The sequence below is a fragment of the Pseudomonas sp. WP18 genome (assembly GCF_036689585.1).
GTDB lineage: Bacteria > Pseudomonadota > Gammaproteobacteria > Pseudomonadales > Pseudomonadaceae > Aquipseudomonas > Aquipseudomonas chlororaphis_E.
Genome location: NZ_CP144758.1, coordinates 5,841,324 through 5,863,966, shown reverse-complemented (window position 1 = coordinate 5,863,966; position 22,643 = coordinate 5,841,324). Strand labels below are relative to the sequence as shown.

Here is a 22,643-nt window from a genome sequence, read left to right as displayed (position 1 = left end):
CTCGCGGCGGGCGCGGGCAAAACAATCGCGCAAGCCTATGCAATGGTGGCCGCGCGGACAACCCATTGTGTCATTCCCGCTACTTTGGCCGAGGCGATAGACGTCGCTGGCGGCGTTTTGATGGCTGACGTATTCTTCGCCGTTCCCTGAGCCGACTGGCTCGCAAGACCGAGAGCCGTCTGGCTCGAACAACTGAAATTTCCTACGTTTTAATCCGGAGTTCGCTGAATGTCTGCTGGTTGGCTGCGCGCCTGTGCGCTGGTGATGATAGGGCTGTTCAGCGTTTCGGCGCTGGCCAAGGACAAACAACCGACGGCCATCGTCGTCGGTGGCGGCCTGGCGGGGCTGACGGCGGCCTATGAGCTGCAGAACAAGGGTTGGGCCGTGACGCTGCTGGAGGCCAAGCAGGACCTGGGCGGCCGTTCGGGCATGGCCACCAGTGAATGGATCGGCAATGACAAGACCCAGCCGGTACTGAACAAATACGTCTCGACCTTCAAGCTGAGCACCACGCCGGCCCCGGAGTTCGTGCGCACCCCCAGCTACCTGATCGACGGCACCTACTTCACGGCCGCGGACCTGGCGACCAAGCAGCCGGCCACCGCCGAAGCCCTGAAGCGCTACGAAACCACCCTGGACGACCTGGCGCGCTCCATCGAGGACCCGCAGAACCCGGCCGCCACCAGCACGTTGCACGCCCTGGACCAGATCACCGTGTCCAATTGGCTCGACCGCCTGCAACTGCCCGCTACCGCGCGGCAACTGGTGAACCAGGAAATCCGTACCCGTTATGACGAACCTTCGCGCCTGTCGCTGCTGTATTTCGCACAGCAGAACCGCGTTTACCGGGGCGTGTCCGACCGCGACCTGCGGGCCTCGCGCCTGCTCGGCGGCAGCCCGGTCCTGGCCCAGGCGTTCGTCAAGCAACTGAAGACCATCAAGACCAACTCGCCGGTATCGGCGATTTCCCAGGACAAGGACGGCGTGACCGTCAAGGTCGGCGCCGTCGGCTACCAGGCCGACTACGTGGTGTTGGCCGTACCGCTGCGGGCGCTGAACAAGATCCAGCTGACCCCGGCCCTCGACGCCCAGCACCAGGGCGCGATCAAAGGCACCAACTATGGTTGGCGCGACCAGATCATGCTCAAGTTCAAGACCCCGGTATGGGACAGCAAGGCGCGCATGTCCGGCGAGATCTACAGCAACACCGGCCTGGGCATGATGTGGATCGAGCCGGCCTTGAAGGGCGGCGCCAACGTGGTCATCAACCTGTCTGGCGACAACGCCCGGGTGATGCAGGCCTTCGGCGACAAGCAGATGGTCGACCAGGTGCTCATTCGCCTGCACGCGTTCTACCCACAGGCCCGTGGCGCGTTCACCGGCTATGAAATCCGCCGCTACAGCACCGACCCGTCCATGGGCGGCGCCTACCTGGCCTTTGGCCCGGGCCAGATCAGCAAGTACTGGCGTCTGTGGGAAAAACCGTTGCAACGCGTAGCCTTTGCCGGCGAGCACACCGACACCTTGTACCCAGGCACCCTCGAAGGTGCGCTGCGCAGCGGTCAACGGGCGGCCAGCCAGGTGGAAGACCTGGCCGCGGGCAAGTCGTTCGAGCCGGCCAAGGTAGCTCCGGTCGCGGCCGCAGCCGCGGGCGCCGTGGCGGCGAAGAAGGGCAACTTCTTCACCAACCTGTTCGGTGGTTCGGACGACGAGAAGAAGCCAGAGCCGGTCAAGGCACCGGAACCGGTAGCGCCACCCGCCCCGGCGCCTGCTCCCGCACCGGCCCCGGCTCCGGTGGAAGCGCCGAAACCTGCGGTCCCGGCCAAGGTTGAACCGGCGAAGAAGGCCGCCGCCAAGCCGGCTGCCAAGAAGCCTGCGGCGAAAACGCCGGCGAAAAAAGCGCCGGAGAAGAAATCCGCACCGGCAAAAAAACCGGCGGCCAAGCCGGCCACGGCCACACCGGCTGAGACCAAGGCTCAGTAACGACTCGGGGTGAACCAAAAAAGCGCGGCGTATCAGCCGCGCTTTTTTTGCCTGGGGATTACCCAATACCACACAGCGTATTAGCTTTAATCTTTTCTTAACCCGCTCCACCCACACTGATGATCGTATTTCTCGATATTTCAAAGCGAAATTTTCCGCTTTAAATCGATAGATAACTCGCTAGTCTTGGTCGCAGTTTTTACAGGATATGAGCAATGCAGCTACGCAACTCTTCTTCTCGCTATGGCTGGGTCAGTATCGTTTTGCACTGGGGCGTTGCGCTGGTGGTGTACGGTTTGTTCGCGCTTGGCTTGTGGATGGTCGGCCTGGATTACTACAGCACCTGGCGCAAAGACGCGCCGGACCTGCACAAGAGCATTGGCCTGGTGCTGCTGGCGGTGATGCTGCTGCGGGTGCTCTGGCGTTTTGTCAGCCCGCCGCCACCGACCTTGCCCAGCTATGGTCGCCTGACCCGCGTCGGCGCCAAGCTCGGCCACAGTGCCCTGTATCTCGGGTTGTTCGCCGTGATGATTGCCGGTTACCTGATTTCCACCGCAGACGGTGTCGGGATCCCGGTGTTTGGCCTGTTCGAAGTACCCGCGTTGGTGTCTGGACTGCCTGACCAGGCAGACGTCGCCGGCCTGATTCACCTGTACCTGGCATGGGCGCTGGTCATTTTCTCCGGCCTCCATGCGTTGGCAGCATTGAAACACCACTTTATCGACCGTGACGCGACCCTCAAGCGCATGCTGGGGCGCCAAGCCTGATGTTCAACCTCGACTCCAAAGGAATAGAAAGCATGTTGAAAAAGACGCTCGCCGCCCTGGCAATCGGTTCCACCCTGCTGGCCGGCCAGGCCATGGCTGCCGACTACGTAGTCGACAAGGAAGGTCAGCACGCCTTCGTCGACTTCAAGATCAGCCACCTGGGCTACAGCTACATCACCGGTACCTTCAAGGACATCGACGGCAAGTTCAACTTCGACGCCGCCAAGCCTGAAGACAGCAAGATCGAGTTCAACGTCCGCACCGCCAGCGTGTTCACCAACCACGCCGAGCGCGACAAGCACATCGCCAGTGCCGACTTCCTGAACGCGGGCAAATTCGCCGACGCCAAGTTCGTCTCCACCAGCGTCAAGTCCACCGGCAAGAACGCTGATGGCAAGGAAACGGCCGACGTCACCGGCGACCTGACCCTGCTAGGCGTGACCAAGCCAGTCGTGGTCAAGGCCACTTTCCTGGGTGAAGGCAAGGACCCATGGGGCGGCTACCGTGCCGGCTTCGAAGGCACCACCAGCATCAAGCGCTCGGACTTCGGCAAACAGAAAGACCTGGGCCCATCGTCCGATGTGGTCGAGCTGTACGTTTCGTTTGAAGGTGTCAAAGCGAAGTAATCTTCGCGCCTGACAAGAAAACGCCCCCGGCCTTACGGTCGGGGGCGTTTTTTTATGGCCGTATGAATATGCTGCAAACGACCCCTGACCTCTGTGGGAGCGGGCTTGCTCGCGAAAGCGGTGGGCCAGTAGACACAGATGTTGAATGACAGTGCGCATTCGCGAGCAAGCCCGCTCCCACATTAGGATGTGCCCCACAGGAATGTGTGTGAGGCTTCAACAAAAATGCCCCTTGATCGTGAGACCAAGGGGCATTTTCTACGGCACGGAAAAACTCAGCGATTGCGGGTCAGCAAGGCCGGTTTCTCGCCTCGTGGACGGCTCGGCAGTTGATCCAGCTGCTCAGGCGTCGGGAAACGATCGATCTTCGACTCCTTGTGCATGATCTTCGGCTGGTTGCCACGTGGGTTCTGTACGGCCGGTTCCTGGCGAGACTGGTCGTCACGGGCCGGGCGGCGAGGGCGGGAGTCTTCGCGGCGTGCCTGGCCGTCACGGGGTGCACCGTTGCGTGGGCCGTTGCGCTTGGCTGGCGGGGTGCCGGTGGACGAGCCATTGCTGTTGCGCGGACCGTTCTGGCGACCCTGCGACTGGCCGCTGCGTGCTGCGCCTTGTGCCGGAGCACCCGGGCGACGGCCGCGGCCTTGGGCGGGCTTTTGCTGCGGTACGTAGTCGACGCGGTTACCGAAGTTGTCGATATCGTCGTCCAGGAACTCGTCCGGGGCGCGATCGGCTGCGGCGCGTGGGGCCGGACGCTGCTGCTCGCGGGCTGGGCTGCCTTCACGGGGCTTCTGCTCACGGGCCGGGCGTTCGCCACGGCCGTTGCTGGCGGATTTTTCCTTGCCCTTGTCCTTGCCTTTGTCCTTGCGACCGCCACCACCACCGCCACCGCCATTCGGACCGTCGCCCCGTGGGCCACGGGCATTGCGCGGGTTGCGCACGTCCGGACGTTCACGCACTTCAGGCTTCTCGGCCTCGATGGTGCTGGCGTCGAAACCCATCAGGTCGCCGTCGGCGATTTTCTGCTTGGTCATGCGCTCGATGCTTTTGAGCAGCTTTTCTTCGTCCGGCGCAACCAGGGAGATCGCCTCGCCCGAACGACCGGCCCGGCCGGTACGGCCGATACGGTGCACGTAGTCTTCATCGACGTTCGGCAGTTCGAAGTTGACCACGTGGGGCAACTGGTCGATGTCCAGGCCGCGGGCGGCGATGTCGGTGGCGACCAGGATGCGCACTTCACCGGCCTTGAAGTCGGCCAGGGCCTTGGTGCGGGCGTTCTGGCTCTTGTTGCCATGGATCGCCACGGCCGGCAGGCCATGCTTGTCCAGGTATTCGGCCAGGCGGTTGGCGCCGTGCTTGGTGCGCGTGAACACCAGGACCTGTTCCCAGGCGCCGGCGGTGATCAGGTGCGCCAGCAGGGCGCGCTTGTGGCTGGCTGCCAGGCGGAACACTCGCTGCTCGATGCGCTCGACCGTGGTGTTGGGCGGCGTGACTTCGATGCGTTCCGGGTTGTGCAGCAGCTTGCCGGCCAGGTCGGTGATGTCCTTGGAGAACGTCGCCGAAAACAGCAGGTTCTGGCGCTTGGCGGGCAGGCGGGCGAGGACCTTCTTTACGTCATGGACGAAGCCCATGTCGAGCATCCGGTCGGCTTCGTCCAGCACGAGGATTTCCACGTGGGACAAATCGACGCTGCCTTGGCCGGCGAGGTCCAGCAGGCGGCCGGGGCAGGCCACCAGCACGTCGACACCGCGAGACATGGCCTGGACCTGCGGGTTCATGCCCACGCCGCCGAAGATGCAGGCGCTGACGAACTTCAGGTCACGGGCATAGATCTTGAAGCTCTCGTGGACCTGGGCCGCCAGTTCGCGGGTCGGGGTCAGGACCAGTACGCGCGGTTGGCGCGGGCCATGACGCTGGGATTTGTCTGGGTGACCGTTGGGAAACAACCGCTCCAGGATCGGGAGGGCGAAACCGCCGGTTTTACCAGTGCCTGTCTGCGCCGCGACCATCAGGTCGCGACCTTGCAACACGGCGGGAATGGCCCGCTGTTGCACCGGGGTAGGCTCGGTGTAGCCGGCGGCTTCGATGGCGCCGACTAAAGCCTCGGAGAGACCGAGGGAAGCAAAGGACATGAGTAATCCTGTTTTAGTGAGGGCCTGGCCCAATGGGATAGTCTTGCCTGGCGCGAATGACGGTCAATAAATGTCATCCCGTCCGGTCCTGCCGGGTCTTAAAGGTGGGTCCGGATACGGCTCGCGCGGGGCTGAAAGCTGCGCTGTAGCGGTGTCGGGAGACCTTTTGCAAGACCGGGCGTCCGGGCGTGAGCCTGGCGGGAAGGCCGGAGTATAACAGAGCAAACGCCGTGCGCTGCTTTCCTGCTGCTCAACGGTGTATTTCGGCGTTGGCCGCAGCCGACGGCATGACCTGGGCCATCGGGCCTGCGCCGTACCGGGCGCTCAGTTCGGCATAGGCCGGTTCGCGCTTGAAACGCTTGAGTTCGGCGCCGAAACGTTGCACCAGCAGGTCCATGCCGGCGTTGCGTCGCACCGCCAGGTATTGGCTCTGACGACTGACGACCGTCGGGTTCTCGGTGATCTGGTCGCCGAGCTGCATCTGCTCGAGCACATGGCGGCCGACCCGGCGATCGGTGATGAGCAGGTCGATCCGGCCCAGTTGCAACTTGCCGAAGTTGGCTTCGTGGGTGGGTGCGGTTTCGCGCTTGAACAGGTTCGATTCGCTGAAGGCCTGGCTGTAGAGATAGCCGGGTGACGTGCCGACGGTCAGGCCCTTGAGGTCGTCGAGTGTACGAAAGGGATGGGGGCGGGCATTGGCGTAGAACATCACGAACTCCACGTCCGACAGCGGCTCGCTGGGGTACAGCAGCGTGGCATCGCGCTCGTCGCTGTGGAAAATGTCCAGCGCGCCGTCCGCCAGGCCTTGCTCCAGCATCGCCAGGCAACGCTTCCAGGGCAGGAACTGCCATTCCACGTCGATCCCCAGGCGCTTGAACACAATGGCCGTGGTTTCGTAGTCCAGGCCCAGGCGCTTGCCGTTTTCTTCGTACACGTACGGCGCCCAGGGCTCAGTGACAATGCGCAACTTCTCTGCCCGAGCGGCAATGCTCAGGCACATGAGAATTAAGGCTGTCAGTAGCTGGGTAATGACGGGCATGCCCTGAGGTTACGACGAGAGCTCATCAAATAGCTAGAGTGCTCTGGCCTGGGCCTCAGTCGCCTTTTGCCTGCATCAGGTGCGCATAGATGACCTCGCGGCGCTCGCCCAGCACCAGGCGAATCAGCGGATGATTGAGCCAGCGCTTGAGTTCGTGGTCTTCCAGTGGTTTTTTAAGGCGATCTTCGACGTTTTCCAGGGCTTTTTCCCACCAGACCGGGGCGCAAGCCTGATCGAACTGGTTGGTATGGCGGTAGCAGCCGTAGAGGATCTCGCGCATGAATTGCCGTTTATGGGCGGGCAGCGCCAGGGTGACGAACTTGTAGGCCAGGCGTTGGAACGCCGGAGGGCGGGGCAGAGCGGTGGTGACCTGCGCCGTTTCGTCCAGCGCCTGCTGGCAGGTGGGCGCGGCATGGTGCTTGTCGAGCCAGGCCTTGGTCTTGGCGCGGAACAGCTGCTTGCGGCTCCAATAGTGATGGATCAGGTCCGGGCATTCGCGCAGTTGCACCGAGCGGTAGGCCGCCACCGCCAGGCAGAACTCTTCCAGGGTGTAGGCCCCTTGTGCCAGGGGAAAGAGCTCATCCATCAGTGCAATCGAGCGGTCCAGCACCGACGCTTCCGTGTGGTAGAGGCCGATGACCCCCGAATTCAACTGGGGCATGCTGTCGTCCGCCAGCCGGCGCTCACGCAGGATGTCCGCCAGCGTCACGTACAGCAACGAATCCTTGTTGGCGCCATAACTCAGGTTGACGGCATTGCACAGCAAGGTGCCGGGTTGGATACGGCGGAACAATTCGAGCGGTGAGCAATGGAAGAAGGTGTCGGTGTCGATCAACAGGGCCAGTTCGGCTTCTTCAAGCACCTTTTGCATCACCACATGCTTGGCGCGGAAATGATAGCCGTGGGGCTCGATCCAGGCCTTGCGGGTCTCGTCGTCCAGCAGGCGCAAGCGCACCGGCAGGCCTTCGTACGGTGCCGGATCGTCGGTGAATACCTGGATATCCAAGGCTTCGCCGGGGGTTTTGCGCAGGCCCGCCAACGCGCTGGCGATGCTGAACAAGGCTTCCTGGTGATAGGTCTTGGCCCCATAGACCAGGTAGATCAGTTGTGGGGTCTTTAACCTTTGACCGTTGAGCATCTACTGCAATCCTTCAGGTGTCTTGGGTGAAAAAAAAGCCTTGGAGGGTGCCAAGGCCTTTTTCATACCGGCACGTTAAGCCATTAACGTGGCAGTTTGAGGTTGTTCCATACCGCCAGGCTTGGCTCGGCCTGGTTAAGGGTATAGAAATGCAGCCCCGGTGCACCGCCCTGTAACAAACGTTCACACATTTGCGTGATGACGTCCTCGCCGAAGCTTTGGATGCTGGACGTGTCGTCACCATAGGCTTCCAGCTGCTTGCGGATCCAGCGTGGGATCTCGGCGCCGCACGCATCGGAGAAACGCGCCAGCTTGCTGTAGTTGGTGATCGGCATGATCCCCGGCACCACTGGAATGTCGACTCCCAGCTGCCGCACGCGTTCGACAAAGTAGAAGTAGCTGTCGGCGTTGAAGAAGTACTGGGTGATGGCGCTGTTCGCCCCGGCGTGGGCCTTGCGGACGAAGTTGCGCAGATCGTCTTCGAAATTGCGCGCCTGCGGGTGCATTTCCGGATAAGCGGCGATTTCGATGTGGAAGTGGTCACCGGTCTCTTCACGAATGAAGCTCACCAGTTCGTTGGCGTGGCGCAGTTCACCACTGGCCATGCCCATGCCCGAGGGCAGGTCACCGCGCAGGGCAACTATGCGCTTGATGCCCGCTGCCTTGTACTGGGTCAGCAGGCCGCGCAGGTCGTCCTTGCTGTCGCCCACGCAGGACAGGTGGGGCGCTGCCGGGACTTTCACTTCGCTTTCGAGCTGCAACACGGTGTTCATCGTGCGGTCACGGGTCGAACCGCCGGCGCCGTAGGTGCAGGAGAAGAAGTCGGGTTTGTGGCTCGCCAACTGGCGGGCAGTGGCGATCAGTTTTTCATGCCCAGCATCGGTCTTCGTCGGGAAGAATTCGAAGCTGTAGCGACGGTCTTGGGACATGGTCATATCCTTGGAAACTCGTAAGCCTTGAAGCCTGCACATCACAATGTGGGAGCGGCTTGCTCGCGAAGGCGCTGGCTCAGGCGACATCAGACGTTGAATGATGCACCGTCTTCGCGAGCAAGCCCGCTCTCACAGAGAGAGCAGGCAGTAGCGCCGATCAGTAGCGGTAGGCGTGCGGCTTGAACGGGCCTTCGACGGTGACGCCGATGTAGTCAGCCTGTTGCTTGGTCAGCTTGGTGACCACGCCGCCGAAGCCGCGGACCATTTCCAGCGCCACTTCTTCGTCGAGTTTCTTCGGCAATACTTCCACGGTCAGGCGTTCGGCTTTCTGGGCAGGCGACAGGTCGGCGTATTTCTGGCCGAACAGGAAGATCTGGGCCAGGACCTGGTTGGCGAACGAACCGTCCATGATCCGGCTCGGGTGGCCAGTGGCGTTGCCCAGGTTGACCAAGCGGCCTTCGGCCAACAGGATCAGGTAGTCGTCGTTCTGTGGGTCGAAGCTGCCGGTGCCGGTGCGGTGTACCTTGTGGACCTGCGGCTTCACTTCTTCCCAGGCCCAGTGCTTGCGCATGAAGGCGGTGTCGATTTCATTGTCGAAGTGACCGATGTTGCACACCACGGCGCGCTTCTTCAGGGCCTTGAGCATGTTCGCGTCGCAGACATTGACGTTACCGGTGGTGGTCACGATCAGATCGATCTTGCCCAGCAGGGCCTTGTCGACGCTCGCTTCGGTGCCGTCGTTGATCCCGTCGATGAACGGCGAAACCAGCTCGAAACCGTCCATGCAGGCCTGCATGGCGCAGATCGGGTCGACTTCCGAGACCTTGACGATCATGCCTTCCTGGCGCAGGGACTGGGCCGAGCCCTTGCCCACGTCACCGTAGCCGATCACCAGCGCCTGCTTGCCCGACAACAGGTGGTCGGTGCCGCGCTTGATGGCGTCGTTGAGGCTGTGACGGCAGCCGTACTTGTTGTCGTTCTTGCTCTTGGTCACCGAGTCATTGACGTTGATGGCCGGGATTTTCAGTTCGCCCTTGGCCAGCATGTCCAGCAGGCGGTGCACGCCGGTGGTGGTCTCTTCGGTCACGCCGTGGACGTGTTCGAGCACGGCCGGGTATTTCTTGTGCAGCAGCTCGGTCAGGTCGCCGCCGTCGTCGAGGATCATGTTGGTGTCCCATGGCTGGCCATCCTTGAGGATGGTCTGCTCCAGGCACCACTCGTACTCTTGCTCGGTCTCGCCTTTCCAGGCGAACACCGGGATACCGGCGGCGGCAATGGCGGCGGCGGCCTGGTCCTGGGTCGAGAAGATGTTGCAGGACGACCAGCGCACTTCGGCACCCAGGGCTACCAGGGTTTCGATCAGCACGGCGGTCTGGATGGTCATGTGGATGCAGCCGAGGATCTTCGCGCCCTTGAGCGGTTGCTCGCCGGCGTATTTGCGGCGAAGGCCCATCAGGGCTGGCATTTCGGATTCGGCGATGATGATTTCGCGACGGCCCCAGGCGGCCAGGGACATGTCGGCAACTTTGTAGTCGTTAAAATCTGCAGGCGTGATAACAGCGCTCATGAAGAGCCTCCATTCGTAATGTATGCGAATGGGCGCCGTTGTGCGTTTAGTGTCCATGCAGGTTGCCCCGTGTGAACAACGCCCCATCCGAGCCTGACAGGTCGAGCCTGCTGCAGCGCCCCTCGGACAGGTGGCGGGAACGGTCCAAAGCGAGGACCGGTTGAAGCGGTGGCGATTATAACGGGCTCGGCCGATCTTCCAAAGGGTTTCTGTCGGCAAATCAAAATTGCCGATGGTCGTTATAGGACCCGCGACGTAGAGCCTGACCGGCCGGTCTGCCATGATGCAGCCATTCATCGGCCAGACACTCAGGAGTGAACATGAATTTCCACACCCGCAAATGGGTCAAGCCCGAAGACCTCAACCCCAACGGCACGCTGTTCGGCGGCAGCCTGCTGCGCTGGATCGACGAAGAGGCGGCCATCTATGCCATCGTCCAGCTCGGCAACCAGCGCGTGGTCACCAAGTACATCTCGGAGATCAACTTTGTCAGCGCCTCGCGCCAGGGCGACATCATCGAGCTGGGGATCACCGCCACCGAGTTTGGCCGTACCTCCATCACCCTGACATGCGAGGTGCGCAACAAAATCACCCGCAAGAGCATCCTGACCGTGGAGAAGATGGTCTTCGTCAATCTTGGCGAGGATGGCCTGCCGGCGCCCCATGGCCGTACCGAGATCAAGTACGTCAAGGATCAGTTCCAGGATGCTGTCGTCGAGTGAGATCGGCGGTGCTGCTATCGCGAGCAAGCTCGCTCCCACAAGGGGCTGCGGTGAAATCGGGCACCAAACTCCCTGTGGGAGCGAGCTTGCTCGCGATAGCGGTTTCAGGCCCAGGTGACTGAACAGCTCCGAACGCCGCCTGTCGTAGCTACATCACGCCACCGGTTCAGGAGCTGTATGGACACTCATAAAGACGGCAAGACCCCTGACCTTTCGGCTCAGGAACAGCAGGAAGTCGACCGCAACCAGCCGCCACGGGCAGCGGTGCTGCACGAAATCATCCGCACCCAGGGCGACCAGGAACTGGAGCGCAGCATTGCCGCGCTCTGGTGGTCGGCCCTGGCGGCCGGGCTGACCATGGGCCTGTCGCTGATGGCGATGGGCTTGCTCAACTCCCGGCTGCCGGACCACGAAGGCTTCAAGGTGATCGCCAGTTTCGGCTACTGCGCCGGCTTTCTCGCGGTGATCCTTGCCCGCCAGCAATTGTTCACCGAAAACACCCTGACCGCCGTGTTGCCGGTCATGAGCAAACCCACCCTGGCCAATTTCGGACGATTGCTGCGGCTCTGGGGCGTGGTGCTGGTGGGCAACCTGTGCGGCACCCTGCTGGTAGCCTACGTGATGCTGCACCTGCCGATCTTCGACCCGCGCACCGACCTCGCTTTCCTGGAGATCGGTCGCAAGGTCATGGAAAACGACGCTGGCCAGATGTTCGCCAAGGGCATCATTTCCGGCTGGATGATCGCCACCATGGTCTGGATGATCCCCTCCATGGAAAGCGCCAAGATGTGGACCATCATCCTCATCACCTACCTGATGGCGCTCGGCGATTTCACCCACATTGTCGTCGGCTCGGCCGAGGTGTCGTACCTGGTGTTTGCCGGCGAGCTGCCCTGGGAAGATTTCTGGATGGTGTTTGCCGGGCCGACGCTGGCGGGCAACATTGTCGGTGGCAGCTTTATCTTTGCCTTGCTCAGCCACGCGCAGATTCGAAGCGAAGAGGGACCTCCGAAAGATAAGACGTCGTCTGCAAGGCCTGGAGATCCCGAATAGGTGGTTTGATCCGCCAGTTACGCAATTGCTCAACCGTTTTTGAACTGAAGGGTTTCAGTCCCGTATAGCGTGATGTGTAGTTGGCAATGACCCGCTCGAGTGCATTGTTGAAAGCTTCTGGGGTTTGCACGTCCCTCAAGTCGCGGATGGCCCCCTCTAGCAGCTTGAGGTTCGAGTCGTGCTGGCCGCCGAGAAACCGGGAGATCTGTAGTACGTCTCGCACGACATTATCGACACGAGTAGCAAGGTCGCGTCGGTCCATTTCCTCGATGGCTTGACGGGTCACCTCTGAGACGCCGGTCGTCGCACCGCTGTCCCAACGGGCGGCCGCTTGCAGCAATTGCATGAAGTCCGGGTCGTTGCGGTGGTTAATGCGTTTTGCCAGCCACTCCAGTTTCCCGGCGTTGTCCGCCAACTGATCCAGAGTCCCGATGGCCTCGCGTATCTGTGGAGTGGGTTCAAGCCGGGTGGATGTCATGTTGGCCTCCTTGATCGCGCTCTTGAGACTTGCCAGCGTTTGTTGGGCCTGCTGCCTGAAGGCAGCCACTTCGTCATAGGCTTCGTTGCCTTTCAATTCTGCGCCCAGTTGGTCGAACTCTTTGTCGCCCAGTGCCAGCAGGGCTGCCTCGAGCGAAGCAAACCAGAAGGTCTGCTGGGTGGCATTGCGTTTGTCCAGATGGGATTGGACAGCCTTGCGCAGTTCTTCCTGAAGATGATTCTTCACCTCCGTGGGCATACTGAAGTAAACCGTTCCAGTAAACACACCACGGTAATCGCCTTTATCGGTTTTCAGCGGAACGACGATGGTCTGGTCGGCAAAAGGCTTCATTCGTTCGGAATTCAATGCGGAGAGTGCCGTATGTGGAGCCTTGAGGAATTTGTCGACCAGGGCTGATACTCCCGTTCCTCGTGGCTTTTTCTGATTCGATTCGTCCGTCTCGAACACCAGGATCAAAGGCTCCCCCTCCGGGATCGGGCTCATTTGGGGCATCGGGTTGTACAAGGCTGGTATCGGTGTGTTGTTCAGGATGCCACCATCTGCAAATGCAGTGGTTGCGTCTGCCGGTTGAAAGGGCTGTCCTTGCAAGGTCGGTTTGCTGAATACCACCGGCAGCGCTGCGGAGATATGCGCGGCCACGGCAATGTCCATGTCAGGCGTCAGGTCCGCACTGAAGACCACCAGTTGCGCACCGCTATCGAACATGGCGGTGCCGGTGATTTCCAAGGATTTGATTTGCGGGATTTCCTTGCTCAATGTCGCCAGGTCGGCAAAGGTGACGTATTGGTTGTGTTTCACATTTTCGACGGCTTTATGCACCTGTTCAGAAAGCGGCCCTTGGACGCAATGCTGCAAAAGTGACTTATAGCTTTCTTTCCTGATCAACTCTTCCAGCGGCATTCCCTTGGAACCCAGGCGTGGCAGCAGATCGCAAAGCAATTGAGCCAGTGGGATGGCGTTCATGTTCTTGCCCATCCTCGACCATTCATCCTGTTCGGCGGCAAGGTCAGGTTGGGTACTGTTGAGTAACGAGACGAGGGAAACGTAGTCGGAGATCCTGTCGAAATCCGCATGACTCATGCCGCTGGCGAGTAAGGCGGCTGATATGGCGCCTGCGGAAGACCCTGAAAACCTTCGGACAAGATCCATGACATTGTTTTCGGTAAGTGTCTTGACGAGCCCGGAATTGGCCACCCCTTTGGCACCGCCACCGCTCATGCTTACATCGTCAATGGGAGGCCGGTCCATGCTGATTTTGACGCTGCCGTCCTCATGAAGAACGATCGACATCCGACGGTCTGTCACACCGCATACCAGCAGGCAGGCTCGCCCGGGGTTTGCTCGCTCATTGATGCCCTGGCTGAAACCACTCCAATCCACATTTTTCAGGGCCGTTTGCTGTGATGAGCTGTTGGCTGGGTCCTTTGGATGAATAGTGGAGAAAAGTTTGAGCCCAGTGATTAATGGCATTCTGGTTCGTTCCTTTGACCTGAAAGGGAAAGGACGGAACTGTAAAGAGAATTGGAGGCCTGCCGGTGGCGCGACGCAACTGGAAAAACATCTGCCGCGCGCGGCGGGCCGTCAGCCTCTGTCTCCGAAAGCGCTCTGGAATGAGGCTCCTAGCCGGTACGTAAAATAGCCTGCAAGCAGGTTGGCAATGTCTTACAGCATGCGTTGCCCATTCTGTCGCCGGCAGGGCAGGTTTCCGTCGCCTCAGGCAGCGACTGCAGCCAGGCGCCGCTGTCGATAAATAAAGAACAACGCCGTCAACGTCGTCAGGCCGCCGACCAGGGCCCCGGTCCACGGCAGGTCCGCCAGATCCGCGCCGCTGGCGACCACCAGGCCACCGATCCACGCGCCCGCGGCGTTGCCGAGGTTGAATGCGCTCTGGTTCAGGGTCGAGCCGAGGTTCGGCGCTTCATGGGCCTGGTCGATGATCAGCAGTTGCAGGATCGGGCACAGGGCGAAGGCGAAGATGCCCCACAGCACCAGAGTGATCGCCGCCGCAATTACCGAATGGCTGGTCTGGCTGAACGCGGCCAGGACCAGCACCACGGCCAAGGTCATCGCCACCAGCGCTGGCAACAGGCGGCGGTCGGCCAGGCGCCCACCCAGGAAACTGCCCGCCGTCAGGCCGACGCCGAACAACAGCAGCATGACCGTGATGCCGTGGGGGCTGACGCCGGTGATGTCCTGCAGGATCGGCGCGATGTAGGTGAACACGCTGAACAGGCTGGTGGAGGCCAGCACGCTCATGCCCAGGGCCAACAACACGTTGACCTTGCCCAGCACCTTGAACTCGCTGGCCAGGTTGGCTTTGTCCATGGGGATTGCCTTGGGCAGCCAGACCCATTGGGCGATGGCGGCGATCACGCCGATGACCGCCACCGCCCAGAACGTCGAGCGCCAGCCGGCGTATTGACCCAGGGCCGTGCCCAGCGGCACGCCCAGCACGTTGGCCAGGGTCAGGCCGGTGAACATCATGGCAATCGCCTGGGCCCGCTTGTTCGGAGCGACGAGCCCGGCAGCCACCACCGAACCGATGCCAAAGAACGCCCCGTGGCACAGCGCCGTGATGACCCTGGCGGCCATCAGCGTGGCGTAGTTCGGCGCCAGGGCGCAGAGCACGTTGCCAAGAATGAACATCAACGTCATGCCCAGCAATGTGGCTTTGCGCGGCATGTTGGCGGTGCCGATGGCCAGGATCGGCGCACCGAACACCACGCCCAGGGCGTAGCCGGTGATCAGCAACCCGGCCTGGGGAATGCTCACTGCCAGGTCTCGGGCGACGTCGGGCAGCAGCCCCATGATGACGAATTCAGTCGTGCCGATGCCGAAAGCGGCGACGGCCAAAGCAAGCAAGGCGAGTGGCATGCGCAGGGTCTCTGTCTATAGTCTTGACGCGGTTCAGGCATACGCAGGCCGACGTCCGGCTCGAAGGGCGCGGATATCGGCACAATTATTGGAAATTATTGGAATAGGTGCATGCGCAACTGAGTGCGGCGTGGTTGCGTGCAGTATAAACAGCTGTCCCGGGATCGCGAATCAATTTGTGCCCTTGCGGGCGTGAAACCGGACAGGGGGGATGCCATGCCCGCAACGGCGTGCATGGCCTGAAAGAACCTTTTGCCCGGCCGCGGCTCTTAGGCTGCGGGCCGGTGCGGATTGGCACGTCGGTGGTGATGTTCTGACCGGCGCCCTGATGCTCGATTGTCCATAACACTTAAAAAAAGGAACTGCGTCATGACGGTGGCCCTGTGGTGTATTTTGATTGCGATCATCCTGCCTTACCTGTGTATCGGTCTTGCCAAGATAGGCGGCAGGTATCGGTTGCAGGACAACCACGACCCTCGGGATTTTCTCGAATCGCTCGACGGCTGGCCGCGGCGCGCCTATGCCGCACAGCTCAACAGCTTCGAAATCGCCCCGGCGTTCGCTGCCGCCGTGATCGTCGCGCACCTGGCCGGCAATGCCGAGCTGGTGACGATCAATGTGTTGGCGGTGCTGTTCATCACCAGCCGCCTGCTCTACATCATTTGCTACCTGGCCGACTGGGCGATCCTGCGTTCGCTGGTGTGGTTCGTGGGCGTGGGATTGGTGTTGAGTTTCTTCTTCGTTTCGGTTTGAGCCTGGCTGCTGGGGCCTGATGCTGGCTTGCTCGCCAAGAGGGGACCGCTGGCGCCAAAACCCTCAGGGATTGGCGCTGACCGCATTCGCCACCTGTGGCACTTGCGGCAATGGCATTCCTTTGGGCCATAGCATCCAGATCTGGCCCTGCTGCTTCATGTCCCCGGCCAACTGCCCGGCGGCGTCCCCGGTGCCCCAGAACAGGTCCGCACGTACTTCTCCGGTGATTGCGCCACCGGTGTCCTGGGCGGCGACGGGGCGGTTCAAGGCACTGCCGTCGGGGCGCGTCGTGGACAGCCACAACAGGCTGCCCAACGGAATCACCTTGCGGTCCACCGCCACGCTGTAGCCGGCGGTCAGCGGCACGTTCAGCGAGCCTCGCGGGCCTTCGTTGCTGTCGGGGTTGCGGTTGAAAAACACGTAGCTGGGGTTGCTGCCCAGCAACTCCGGGATCCGCTTCGGGTTGGCCTTGGCCCAGGCGGCGATGGTACCCATGGTCACGTCTTCTTTCTTCAGCTCGCCCTGTTCCGCCAGCCAGCGGCCGATGGGCCGGTAAGGGTGGCCATTCTGGTCGGCATAGCCGATGCGCAACTGGCGGCCGTCATCGAGGCGAATCCGCCCCGAACCCTGGATTTGCAGGAATTGCAGGTTCATCGGGTCTGTCAGCCAGGCGATCACCGGCGCCTTCACGCCCTGGGTTTCGATGGTGGCGGCGTCGTCGTAGGGCTTGAGCACGCGACCTTCGAGACGTCCGCGCAGGCGCTTACCCTTGAGTTCGGGGTAGATGCTGTCCAGGGCCACGATGATCATGTCGTCGGGCACGCCGTACACCGGGATGTTCGCGCTGGCGGTCTGGGTGAGGCTGCCGGGGTAGACCGGCTCGTAATAGCCGGTGATCAGGCCGTTGGGGCTGTTGTCGCCCGAGCGCAGGCCATAGACGTCCAGGTTTTGCTTGAGGAAGTTGCGCACAGCCGTGGCGGTCTGCGGCACCGTAGCCGCCGCCGCGCAGGTCGGGCCCCAATTCGCATCGGCCTTGAGCCGGGTACAGGCGCTGCGCCAGGAGGCGAAACCGGCCAACAGATCCTGGTCGGACACAGGCGGCAGCGCTTCCCATGGCGCGCTGGCATACGTGGCGAGGGCGTGGGTCTGGGGCGCTTCGGTTTTTTCGCCGCGGTTGCAGCCGGCCAGCACAGCGAGTAGCGGCAAGGTCAACGCCAGGCCCAGGTGCCAGGTCTTGGAGCGACTGTTCATGAAGATTTCCCTTGCAGTCATTCAAACGCTGTCAGGCGCGTGAACAACCCGTATTGTTGATGGGGCCATTGGTCTTTACCGATGACGCGAGGATACTAACCGCCGTTTCCTGTCCCGAGGCCAAGATGTTTGTAAAACGATTTTCCATGGTCATGCTGGCCTGCCTGCTGTTGTCCGCTTGTGGCGGCGTCGATCCCAACTCTCCCTTGGGCCAGCGCAAGGCGATTTTCAAACAGATGCTCAAGACCAACGAAGAACTGGGCGGCATGCTGCGTGGTCGGGTCCCGTTCGACGGCACGCGTTTCGCCGAGGGCGCGGTGCAGCTCGATCGACTGTCCCATGAGCCGTGGAAGCACTTCCCGCCAGTGCGCGAGCAAGACCACACCAGCGCCCGGGATGAGGTCTGGCAGAAACAGGCACGTTTCCAGGAACTGGCCCGCAACCTTGAGGTGGCGACCGGCGAATTGGTGACGGTCAGCCAGGTCCAGCCCTACAAGGCCAGCAACCTGGGGCCGGCGGTGCAGAAGGTCGAAGATGCGTGCAGTGCCTGCCATAAGGAATTTCGCGATCATTGAAATAGAGCAGCTTCGAGTGGCCAGCCACAAGCGGCAAGTAAAAGGCTAGCGGTTCGCCATAACTTGACGCCTTTAGCTTGAAACTTGCCGCTTATTTGTCCAGCTCATCCACGGCTTCCTGCAACTCCTTGCGGGAGGTCGCCAGCTTGTCCTTGCGTTTGTTGATCCGCTCGGCGTCGCCTTTCTTCATGGCTTTTTCCAGGTCGGCCTGGCGTCGGCTGACTTCGTGCTTGGCCTCGAGCACCTTGTTTTCACGCTCCTTGCGCAAGGACGCGTCGGTGCAATGGGTGGTGACCTCGCTCAGCGCCGTCTCCAGGCCGGCTTGCTGATCCTGGTTGCCACGGGACTTGGCCAGTTCGATCTGGTTGATGATGCCCTGGCGCTTGGCCGCGCAGCCGGTGAGCTCCGGGGCTTGCTCGTCCGCCATCAGCGGCGTGGCCATGGCGCTGCACAGGACCAGCAGGGCGGCGGGGGACAGGAAATTCATAGCAACTCCGTAATTAAATCGCGAGCGGTCGGTTCAGATGCGCAGTTGGAGCCCCCAGGGGCCCCTTGGGTTCAACCACACGGGTACGGATCAGAACCCGTCGACTCCGGCGGCGCGTAACACGTCACTCAAGGCTTGCACCTGAGGGTCGCCAAAAAACGCGCTCAATTGCGCGGCGCGCCCCGGTCCAATACCCGTTTCGGCTTGCCATTGTTCGGTGCTGCGCTCGGCCAGCGCCTGCCAGGGGCCTTCCAGCCGTGCCTCGCCAACGGGCGGTAGGCCGAGGGCCTTGAGCCATTGCCGAAAAGGCCGCTGCCGGGCGCCATGCAGACTGGCGAGCAGGCGGGTGCTGCTGCGTTCGCCGAAGCCGGTCATGTTAGCAAGCTCGGCGGCATCGAGGGTCATCCAATCCAGCAATCCGTCGAGTCGACCGGCCGCCAGGAGTTTTTCCCAGGTGCCGGGGCCGACGTGGGGCAGGGCGAGCCCCTGCTTGCCGCTGAGCCAGTTCAGGCGTGCGAGGAATTGGCTTTCGCAGCCGGGCGTCGGTTGCCAGCAGCTCAACGGGTGATAATCGGTTGCCACCGGTACGTCGATGGCGTCACGCATGGCGCCGCGCAGCACGACGTCGTCGAGACGCGGAATCGTCAACCCGGCCAGGCTGATGGCGACTCGGTCGCCGGGCCGGATGTCCAATGCTTCCCAGCGCTTGAGGGAGCTGACACTCACCCGGCGGATGAGCCGGTCGTCGAGCAGGGTCGGTTCAAGTTCCAGCAGCGGTGTGATCCGCCCGGTGCGCCCGATCTTGAAGCGCACTTTGCGTACTTCGGCCAGCGCCTGGGCGTGGGGGTACTTCCAGGCCACGCTCCAGAACGGTGCCCGGGCCTGCCAGCGGTCGGCGGGTGGACGGCGGCTCTGGCGCAGGACGATCCCATCGCTGGCAAACGGCAGTGGCGTGCGATACCAGTGATCGCGCCAATGCTCGGCGTCGGCCAGGGTGTGGACAGGCTGGTTGTATGTGAGGGTGTCGGCAAAACCCAGCTTGCCCAAGGCCGTCATCCGTTCGGTCAGGGTGTCGGGCCCTTCTGGCCAGTCCCAGGCAAACAGACCGATCCCCGCCGCCTCCTGCGCCGTCAAATGCTGGCGCGCCATCAGTCCCGCCACCGTCCCGCGGGCGTTGAGGCTGCCGCTTTGTGCCTGGACGTGGGCATTCAGGCGCCAATACAACTCGCCCTGAACTCGCACGTCCGAACGTTGCTGCAAGTGCTGGGGGATGGCGCCGATCTTTCGCGCGTTCGCAGTCCAGTCGTGTCCCTGTACGCCATCGCCGCGGCTGATCGCCTGGTGCAGCCGGCCCTTGCGGTAGATCAGCGTAACGGCTACGCCATCGACTTTCGGCTGGGCCCAGACGTCTTCTCGATCCTGCAGCCAGGCTTGCACGGCGTCGGCATCCTTGAGTTTGTCCAAGCCGGTGTGGGCCACCGGGTGCGCGACCTTTCCACCAGCCGTGCGCAATGGGCTCGCGGGCTTCTCCAGGCCCAGGCATTTGCGCCATTGCTCCAGTTGCTCGCGGGCCTGGTCGTACAGTTCATCGGCGACCTCTGCGCGCCCCTCGCGGTGATAGCTGTCGTCCCAGCTGTCGATTTGTTGCTGCACGGCGGCCACCTCGGCCTGGGCGCGTTCCTCGGGCCAGGTTGGGCAGGGCACCGCAGTGACGGGTAGGGTGGTGAATAGAAGACCGATGAATACAAATGCGGGCAGTGGCATCGAGGCATCCTTGCTCGTTGAGTGACTTGAAGGCTAGTCACTGTCGCGCGCACTGGGCGGTCGAGAGCGTTACCGGGTTTTACCCGCCTGATTGCCCTGGCGGCATACAAAGCGCCGGGCATGAAAAAGCCCCTGGCAACCGGGTCGCCAGGGGCTTTTTCATGTCACGCGGGTATTACAGGCCGGCAGCGGCGCGCAGGGCATCGGCGCGGTCGGTTTTTTCCCAGGTGAAGGTGGTGAAGGTATCGTCACCGACGGTACGGGTCTGCGGCGTGCGGCCGAAGTGGCCGTAGGCGGCGGTTTCCTGGTACATCGGGTGCAGCAGGTCGAGCATGGTGGTGATGGCGTAAGGACGCAGGTCGAACACTTCACGCACCAGCTTGATGATCTTGTCGTCGCCGATCTTGCCGGTGCCGAAGGTGTTCAGCGAGATCGACGTTGGCTGGGCGACGCCGATGGCGTAGGAAACCTGGATCTCGCAACGCTCGGCCAGGCCGGCGGCCACGATGTTCTTGGCGACGTAGCGACCGGCGTAGGCGGCCGAACGGTCGACCTTGGATGGATCCTTGCCGGAAAACGCGCCGCCGCCGTGACGGGCCATGCCGCCGTAGCTGTCGACGATGATCTTGCGACCGGTCAGGCCGCAGTCACCCACCGGGCCACCGATGATGAAGTTGCCGGTCGGGTTGATGTGGAACTGGGTGTCCTTGGACAGCAGCTCGGCAGGCAATACGTGCTTGACGATCAGCTCCATCACGCCTTCGCGCAGATCTTTGTAGGACACTTCAGGGTTGTGCTGGGTCGACAGCACGATGGCGTCGATACCCACTACCTTGCCATTTTCATAACGGCAGGTGACCTGGGACTTGGCGTCCGGACGCAACCACGGCAGCAGGCCGGATTTGCGGGCTTCGGCCTGACGCTGGACCAACTGGTGGGAGAAGGTGATCGGGGCTGGCATCAGCACGTCGGTTTCGTTGCTGGCGTAGCCGAACATCAGGCCCTGGTCGCCGGCGCCCTGGTCTTCCGGCTTGCTGCGGTCAACGCCTTGGGCGATGTCTACCGATTGCTTGCCGATGATGTTCATCACGCCGCAGGTAGCGCCGTCGAAGCCGACGTCGGAACTGTTGTAGCCGATGCCCAGGATCACGTCACGGACGATCTGTTCCAGGTCGACCCAGGCCGAGGTGGTGACTTCGCCGGCGATGATCGCCACGCCCGTTTTCACCAGCGTCTCGCACGCCACGCGGGCGAATTTGTCTTCCGCGATGATGGCGTCCAGCACGGCATCGGAAATCTGGTCGGCGATTTTGTCCGGATGCCCTTCAGACACGGACTCGGAGGTGAAAAGGGAGTATTCGCTCATCTCGATGTTTTCCTACAAGTTACCGTTGGTGAGTGTCGCCAGTCGGTCGCTGGAAGTGGCGAACCTGGATCTGGAAACCATTGCGTAAGCCCACATAGAGGCTTTCCCCGGGCACAAGGCCCGCAGCGGAGGCCCAACGGGCCAGGTCATCCTGTTCAAACCCCAGCCAGAGATCTCCGCAGGCCTCCCTGGCCCAGCTCTGGTTGTGGCTGCATAACTCGGTTACCAGCAGACTGCCGCCCGTTTGCACCAGGCTGGCCAAGTGCTTGAGGGCATCGGCCGGTGCGGCGAAGTGGTGGAGCACCATGTTCAATACCACGCAGTCGGCCTGCTGGTTGAGGCCATCCAGGGCATCGGCCAGTTGCAGGCTGACGTTAGCCAGGTTTTCCCGCTCGCACACCTGGCGCGCCAGTTCGAGCATGGCCGGGCTGTTGTCCAGCGCCGTGACCTGGTTAAAACGCCGCGCCAGTTCCGGCAGGAACGCGCCGTCGCCAGGGCCGACTTCGATCGCGCTGGCCGTGGGCTCGAAGCCGAGCTTGTCCAGCAGCGCCACCACGCTTTCGCGGTATTGCGGCAGACCGGCGATCAGGTCTTGCTGGGCGCGGAATTTTTCGGCCACACGGGCGAAGAAGTCCTGGCTGGCGGCGGCCCGTTGCTTGTGGACCTGTGCGATGCGTGCCTGCACGTCCGTCGGCAACTGCAGCGCGTCCACTTCGTCCAGCAGCGCGGCGTGCAGCTTGCCGCCCAGAAGATCGGTGTGGGGCAGGGCGCGGCGATAGAAAATGGCGTTGCCTTCGCGGCGGGTGGCCACCAGGTCGGCCTGGGCCAGGACCTTGAGGTGGTGGCTCATGCCGGACTGGCCGATGCCGAAGATCTGCGCCAGTTCCAGCACGCCGAACGAGTCGTTCGCCAGGGCGCGCAATACATTGAGCCGCAACGGATCGCCGCCGGCCTTGCAAAGGGCCGCCAGCTCATCGCAATCGTCGTGGCGAATGGAAGGCACGTGTAAGTTCATAAGGCGGCAGTCTAGTGAGGGGGGCGGTGCATCGCAAGGTCAATATCAAAAAGTTTTGATATTGCTTGATAAATGGCACTTCCCGCCGCGTGCCGGACTCTAC

At 62.1% G+C, this 22,643-nt stretch carries 18 protein-coding genes, 1 pseudogene and 1 riboswitch; of the genes and pseudogenes, 7 read left to right on the top strand and 12 right to left on the bottom strand.

Annotation, left to right across the window (positions count from 1 at the left end; genetic code table 11):
* Positions 1-228: 228 nt before the first annotated feature.
* The 3 genes from V5F23_RS26135 to V5F23_RS26125 all read left to right on the top strand — a co-directional run bounded on the left by V5F23_RS26135 (position 229) and on the right by V5F23_RS26125 (position 3,376).
* Positions 229-1,983, top strand: a complete 1,755-nt coding sequence (locus V5F23_RS26135; protein WP_042729527.1) for a flavin monoamine oxidase family protein — start codon at positions 229-231, stop codon at positions 1,981-1,983.
* A gap of 215 nt (positions 1,984-2,198) precedes the next feature.
* Entirely contained in the window at positions 2,199-2,750 is a 552-nt protein-coding gene (locus V5F23_RS26130; protein WP_042729528.1) for a cytochrome b, read from the top strand.
* Positions 2,751-2,782: 32 nt separating this feature from the next.
* Positions 2,783-3,376 (top strand): YceI family protein, encoded by a 594-nt coding sequence (locus V5F23_RS26125; protein WP_042729529.1) that lies wholly within the window; start codon positions 2,783-2,785, stop codon positions 3,374-3,376.
* 275 nt (positions 3,377-3,651) lie between these two features.
* Here the strand turns inward: V5F23_RS26125 and V5F23_RS26120 are convergent, their stop codons facing one another.
* The 5 genes and pseudogenes from V5F23_RS26120 to ahcY all read right to left on the bottom strand — a co-directional run bounded on the left by V5F23_RS26120 (position 3,652) and on the right by ahcY (position 10,181).
* Positions 3,652-5,505, bottom strand: a complete 1,854-nt coding sequence (locus V5F23_RS26120; protein WP_042729530.1) for a DEAD/DEAH box helicase — start codon at positions 5,503-5,505, stop codon at positions 3,652-3,654.
* 228 nt (positions 5,506-5,733) lie between these two features.
* Positions 5,734-6,544 (bottom strand): annotated as a pseudogene (locus V5F23_RS26115) (transporter substrate-binding domain-containing protein); the annotation flags it as partial.
* 55 nt (positions 6,545-6,599) lie between these two features.
* Positions 6,600-7,682: a hypothetical protein gene (locus V5F23_RS26110; protein ID WP_042729532.1), complete on the bottom strand. Its 1,083-nt coding sequence runs from the start codon at positions 7,680-7,682 to the stop codon at positions 6,600-6,602.
* 83 nt (positions 7,683-7,765) lie between these two features.
* Complete coding sequence (metF, locus tag V5F23_RS26105) at positions 7,766-8,611, bottom strand: methylenetetrahydrofolate reductase [NAD(P)H] (protein ID WP_042729533.1); 846 nt, start codon at positions 8,609-8,611, stop codon at positions 7,766-7,768.
* 160 nt (positions 8,612-8,771) lie between these two features.
* A complete protein-coding gene (ahcY, locus tag V5F23_RS26100) occupies positions 8,772-10,181 on the bottom strand; it encodes an adenosylhomocysteinase (protein ID WP_042729534.1) in 1,410 nt (469 codons plus the stop codon).
* Between the two features lie 23 nt (positions 10,182-10,204).
* Positions 10,205-10,311, bottom strand: a riboswitch (S-adenosyl-L-homocysteine riboswitch).
* Positions 10,312-10,501: 190 nt separating this feature from the next.
* On the opposite strand from ahcY, the gene V5F23_RS26095 reads away from it, so the two are divergent.
* A complete protein-coding gene (locus V5F23_RS26095) occupies positions 10,502-10,903 on the top strand; it encodes a hotdog domain-containing protein (protein WP_042729535.1) in 402 nt (133 codons plus the stop codon).
* Between the two features lie 177 nt (positions 10,904-11,080).
* Positions 11,081-11,956: a formate/nitrite transporter family protein gene (locus V5F23_RS26090; RefSeq protein ID WP_042729536.1), complete on the top strand. Its 876-nt coding sequence runs from the start codon at positions 11,081-11,083 to the stop codon at positions 11,954-11,956.
* Here V5F23_RS26090 and V5F23_RS26085 read toward each other — a convergent pair.
* Positions 11,877-13,925: a patatin-like phospholipase family protein gene (locus V5F23_RS26085; RefSeq protein ID WP_237614144.1), complete on the bottom strand. Its 2,049-nt coding sequence runs from the start codon at positions 13,923-13,925 to the stop codon at positions 11,877-11,879. The genes V5F23_RS26090 and V5F23_RS26085 overlap by 80 nt on opposite strands.
* Positions 13,926-14,168: 243 nt before the next feature.
* A complete protein-coding gene (locus V5F23_RS26080; protein ID WP_338496989.1) occupies positions 14,169-15,329 on the bottom strand; it encodes an MFS transporter in 1,161 nt (386 codons plus the stop codon).
* Between the two features lie 369 nt (positions 15,330-15,698).
* Between V5F23_RS26080 and V5F23_RS26075 the strand changes: the two genes are divergently transcribed.
* Entirely contained in the window at positions 15,699-16,082 is a 384-nt protein-coding gene (locus V5F23_RS26075) for an MAPEG family protein (RefSeq protein WP_042729538.1), read from the top strand.
* 63 nt (positions 16,083-16,145) lie between these two features.
* On the opposite strand, the gene V5F23_RS26070 is transcribed toward V5F23_RS26075, so the two are convergent.
* On the bottom strand, positions 16,146-17,333 hold the full coding sequence (locus V5F23_RS26070; RefSeq protein WP_042729539.1) for an MltA domain-containing protein: 1,188 nt from the start codon (positions 17,331-17,333) through the stop codon (positions 16,146-16,148).
* Positions 17,334-17,458: 125 nt separating this feature from the next.
* Here V5F23_RS26070 and V5F23_RS26065 point away from each other — a divergent pair, with 125 nt between their 5' ends.
* Complete coding sequence (locus tag V5F23_RS26065) at positions 17,459-17,908, top strand: cytochrome c (protein WP_042729540.1); 450 nt, start codon at positions 17,459-17,461, stop codon at positions 17,906-17,908.
* Positions 17,909-17,999: 91 nt separating this feature from the next.
* Here V5F23_RS26065 and V5F23_RS26060 read toward each other — a convergent pair whose 3' ends face one another.
* From V5F23_RS26060 to V5F23_RS26045, 4 genes are all read right to left on the bottom strand, one after another.
* Positions 18,000-18,395 (bottom strand): DUF1090 domain-containing protein, encoded by a 396-nt coding sequence (locus V5F23_RS26060; RefSeq protein WP_042729541.1) that lies wholly within the window; start codon positions 18,393-18,395, stop codon positions 18,000-18,002.
* A 90-nt stretch (positions 18,396-18,485) separates the two neighbouring features.
* Positions 18,486-20,159: an NAD-dependent DNA ligase LigB gene (gene ligB, locus V5F23_RS26055; protein WP_042729542.1), complete on the bottom strand. Its 1,674-nt coding sequence runs from the start codon at positions 20,157-20,159 to the stop codon at positions 18,486-18,488.
* Positions 20,160-20,334: 175 nt separating this feature from the next.
* The gene (gene metK, locus V5F23_RS26050) at positions 20,335-21,525 is read right to left on the bottom strand and encodes a methionine adenosyltransferase (RefSeq protein WP_042729543.1); all 1,191 of its coding nucleotides are present in this window, start codon (positions 21,523-21,525) and stop codon (positions 20,335-20,337) included.
* 19 nt (positions 21,526-21,544) lie between these two features.
* On the bottom strand, positions 21,545-22,540 hold the full coding sequence (locus tag V5F23_RS26045) for a metalloregulator ArsR/SmtB family transcription factor (protein ID WP_123579163.1): 996 nt from the start codon (positions 22,538-22,540) through the stop codon (positions 21,545-21,547).
* Between the last annotated feature and the right edge of the window lie 103 nt (positions 22,541-22,643).

Excerpts from the sequence above, each read along its gene's own strand:
- V5F23_RS26135 (WP_042729527.1), top strand. The coding sequence starts at position 229 with ATGTCTGCTGGTTGGCTGCGCGCCTGTGCGCTGGTGATGATAGGGCTG.
- V5F23_RS26130 (WP_042729528.1), top strand. The coding sequence starts at position 2,199 with ATGCAGCTACGCAACTCTTCTTCTCGCTATGGCTGGGTCAGTATCGTT.
- V5F23_RS26125 (WP_042729529.1), top strand. The coding sequence starts at position 2,783 with ATGTTGAAAAAGACGCTCGCCGCCCTGGCAATCGGTTCCACCCTGCTG.
- V5F23_RS26120 (WP_042729530.1), bottom strand. The coding sequence starts at position 5,505 with ATGTCCTTTGCTTCCCTCGGTCTCTCCGAGGCTTTAGTCGGCGCCATC.
- V5F23_RS26110 (WP_042729532.1), bottom strand. The coding sequence starts at position 7,682 with ATGCTCAACGGTCAAAGGTTAAAGACCCCACAACTGATCTACCTGGTC.
- metF (WP_042729533.1), bottom strand. The coding sequence starts at position 8,611 with ATGTCCCAAGACCGTCGCTACAGCTTCGAATTCTTCCCGACGAAGACC.
- ahcY (WP_042729534.1), bottom strand. The coding sequence starts at position 10,181 with ATGAGCGCTGTTATCACGCCTGCAGATTTTAACGACTACAAAGTTGCC.
- V5F23_RS26095 (WP_042729535.1), top strand. The coding sequence starts at position 10,502 with ATGAATTTCCACACCCGCAAATGGGTCAAGCCCGAAGACCTCAACCCC.
- V5F23_RS26090 (WP_042729536.1), top strand. The coding sequence starts at position 11,081 with ATGGACACTCATAAAGACGGCAAGACCCCTGACCTTTCGGCTCAGGAA.
- V5F23_RS26085 (WP_237614144.1), bottom strand. The coding sequence starts at position 13,925 with ATGCCATTAATCACTGGGCTCAAACTTTTCTCCACTATTCATCCAAAG.
- V5F23_RS26080 (WP_338496989.1), bottom strand. The coding sequence starts at position 15,329 with ATGCCACTCGCCTTGCTTGCTTTGGCCGTCGCCGCTTTCGGCATCGGC.
- V5F23_RS26075 (WP_042729538.1), top strand. The coding sequence starts at position 15,699 with ATGACGGTGGCCCTGTGGTGTATTTTGATTGCGATCATCCTGCCTTAC.
- V5F23_RS26070 (WP_042729539.1), bottom strand. The coding sequence starts at position 17,333 with ATGAACAGTCGCTCCAAGACCTGGCACCTGGGCCTGGCGTTGACCTTG.
- V5F23_RS26065 (WP_042729540.1), top strand. The coding sequence starts at position 17,459 with ATGTTTGTAAAACGATTTTCCATGGTCATGCTGGCCTGCCTGCTGTTG.
- V5F23_RS26060 (WP_042729541.1), bottom strand. The coding sequence starts at position 18,395 with ATGAATTTCCTGTCCCCCGCCGCCCTGCTGGTCCTGTGCAGCGCCATG.
- ligB (WP_042729542.1), bottom strand. The coding sequence starts at position 20,159 with ATGCCACTGCCCGCATTTGTATTCATCGGTCTTCTATTCACCACCCTA.
- metK (WP_042729543.1), bottom strand. The coding sequence starts at position 21,525 with ATGAGCGAATACTCCCTTTTCACCTCCGAGTCCGTGTCTGAAGGGCAT.
- V5F23_RS26045 (WP_123579163.1), bottom strand. The coding sequence starts at position 22,540 with ATGAACTTACACGTGCCTTCCATTCGCCACGACGATTGCGATGAGCTG.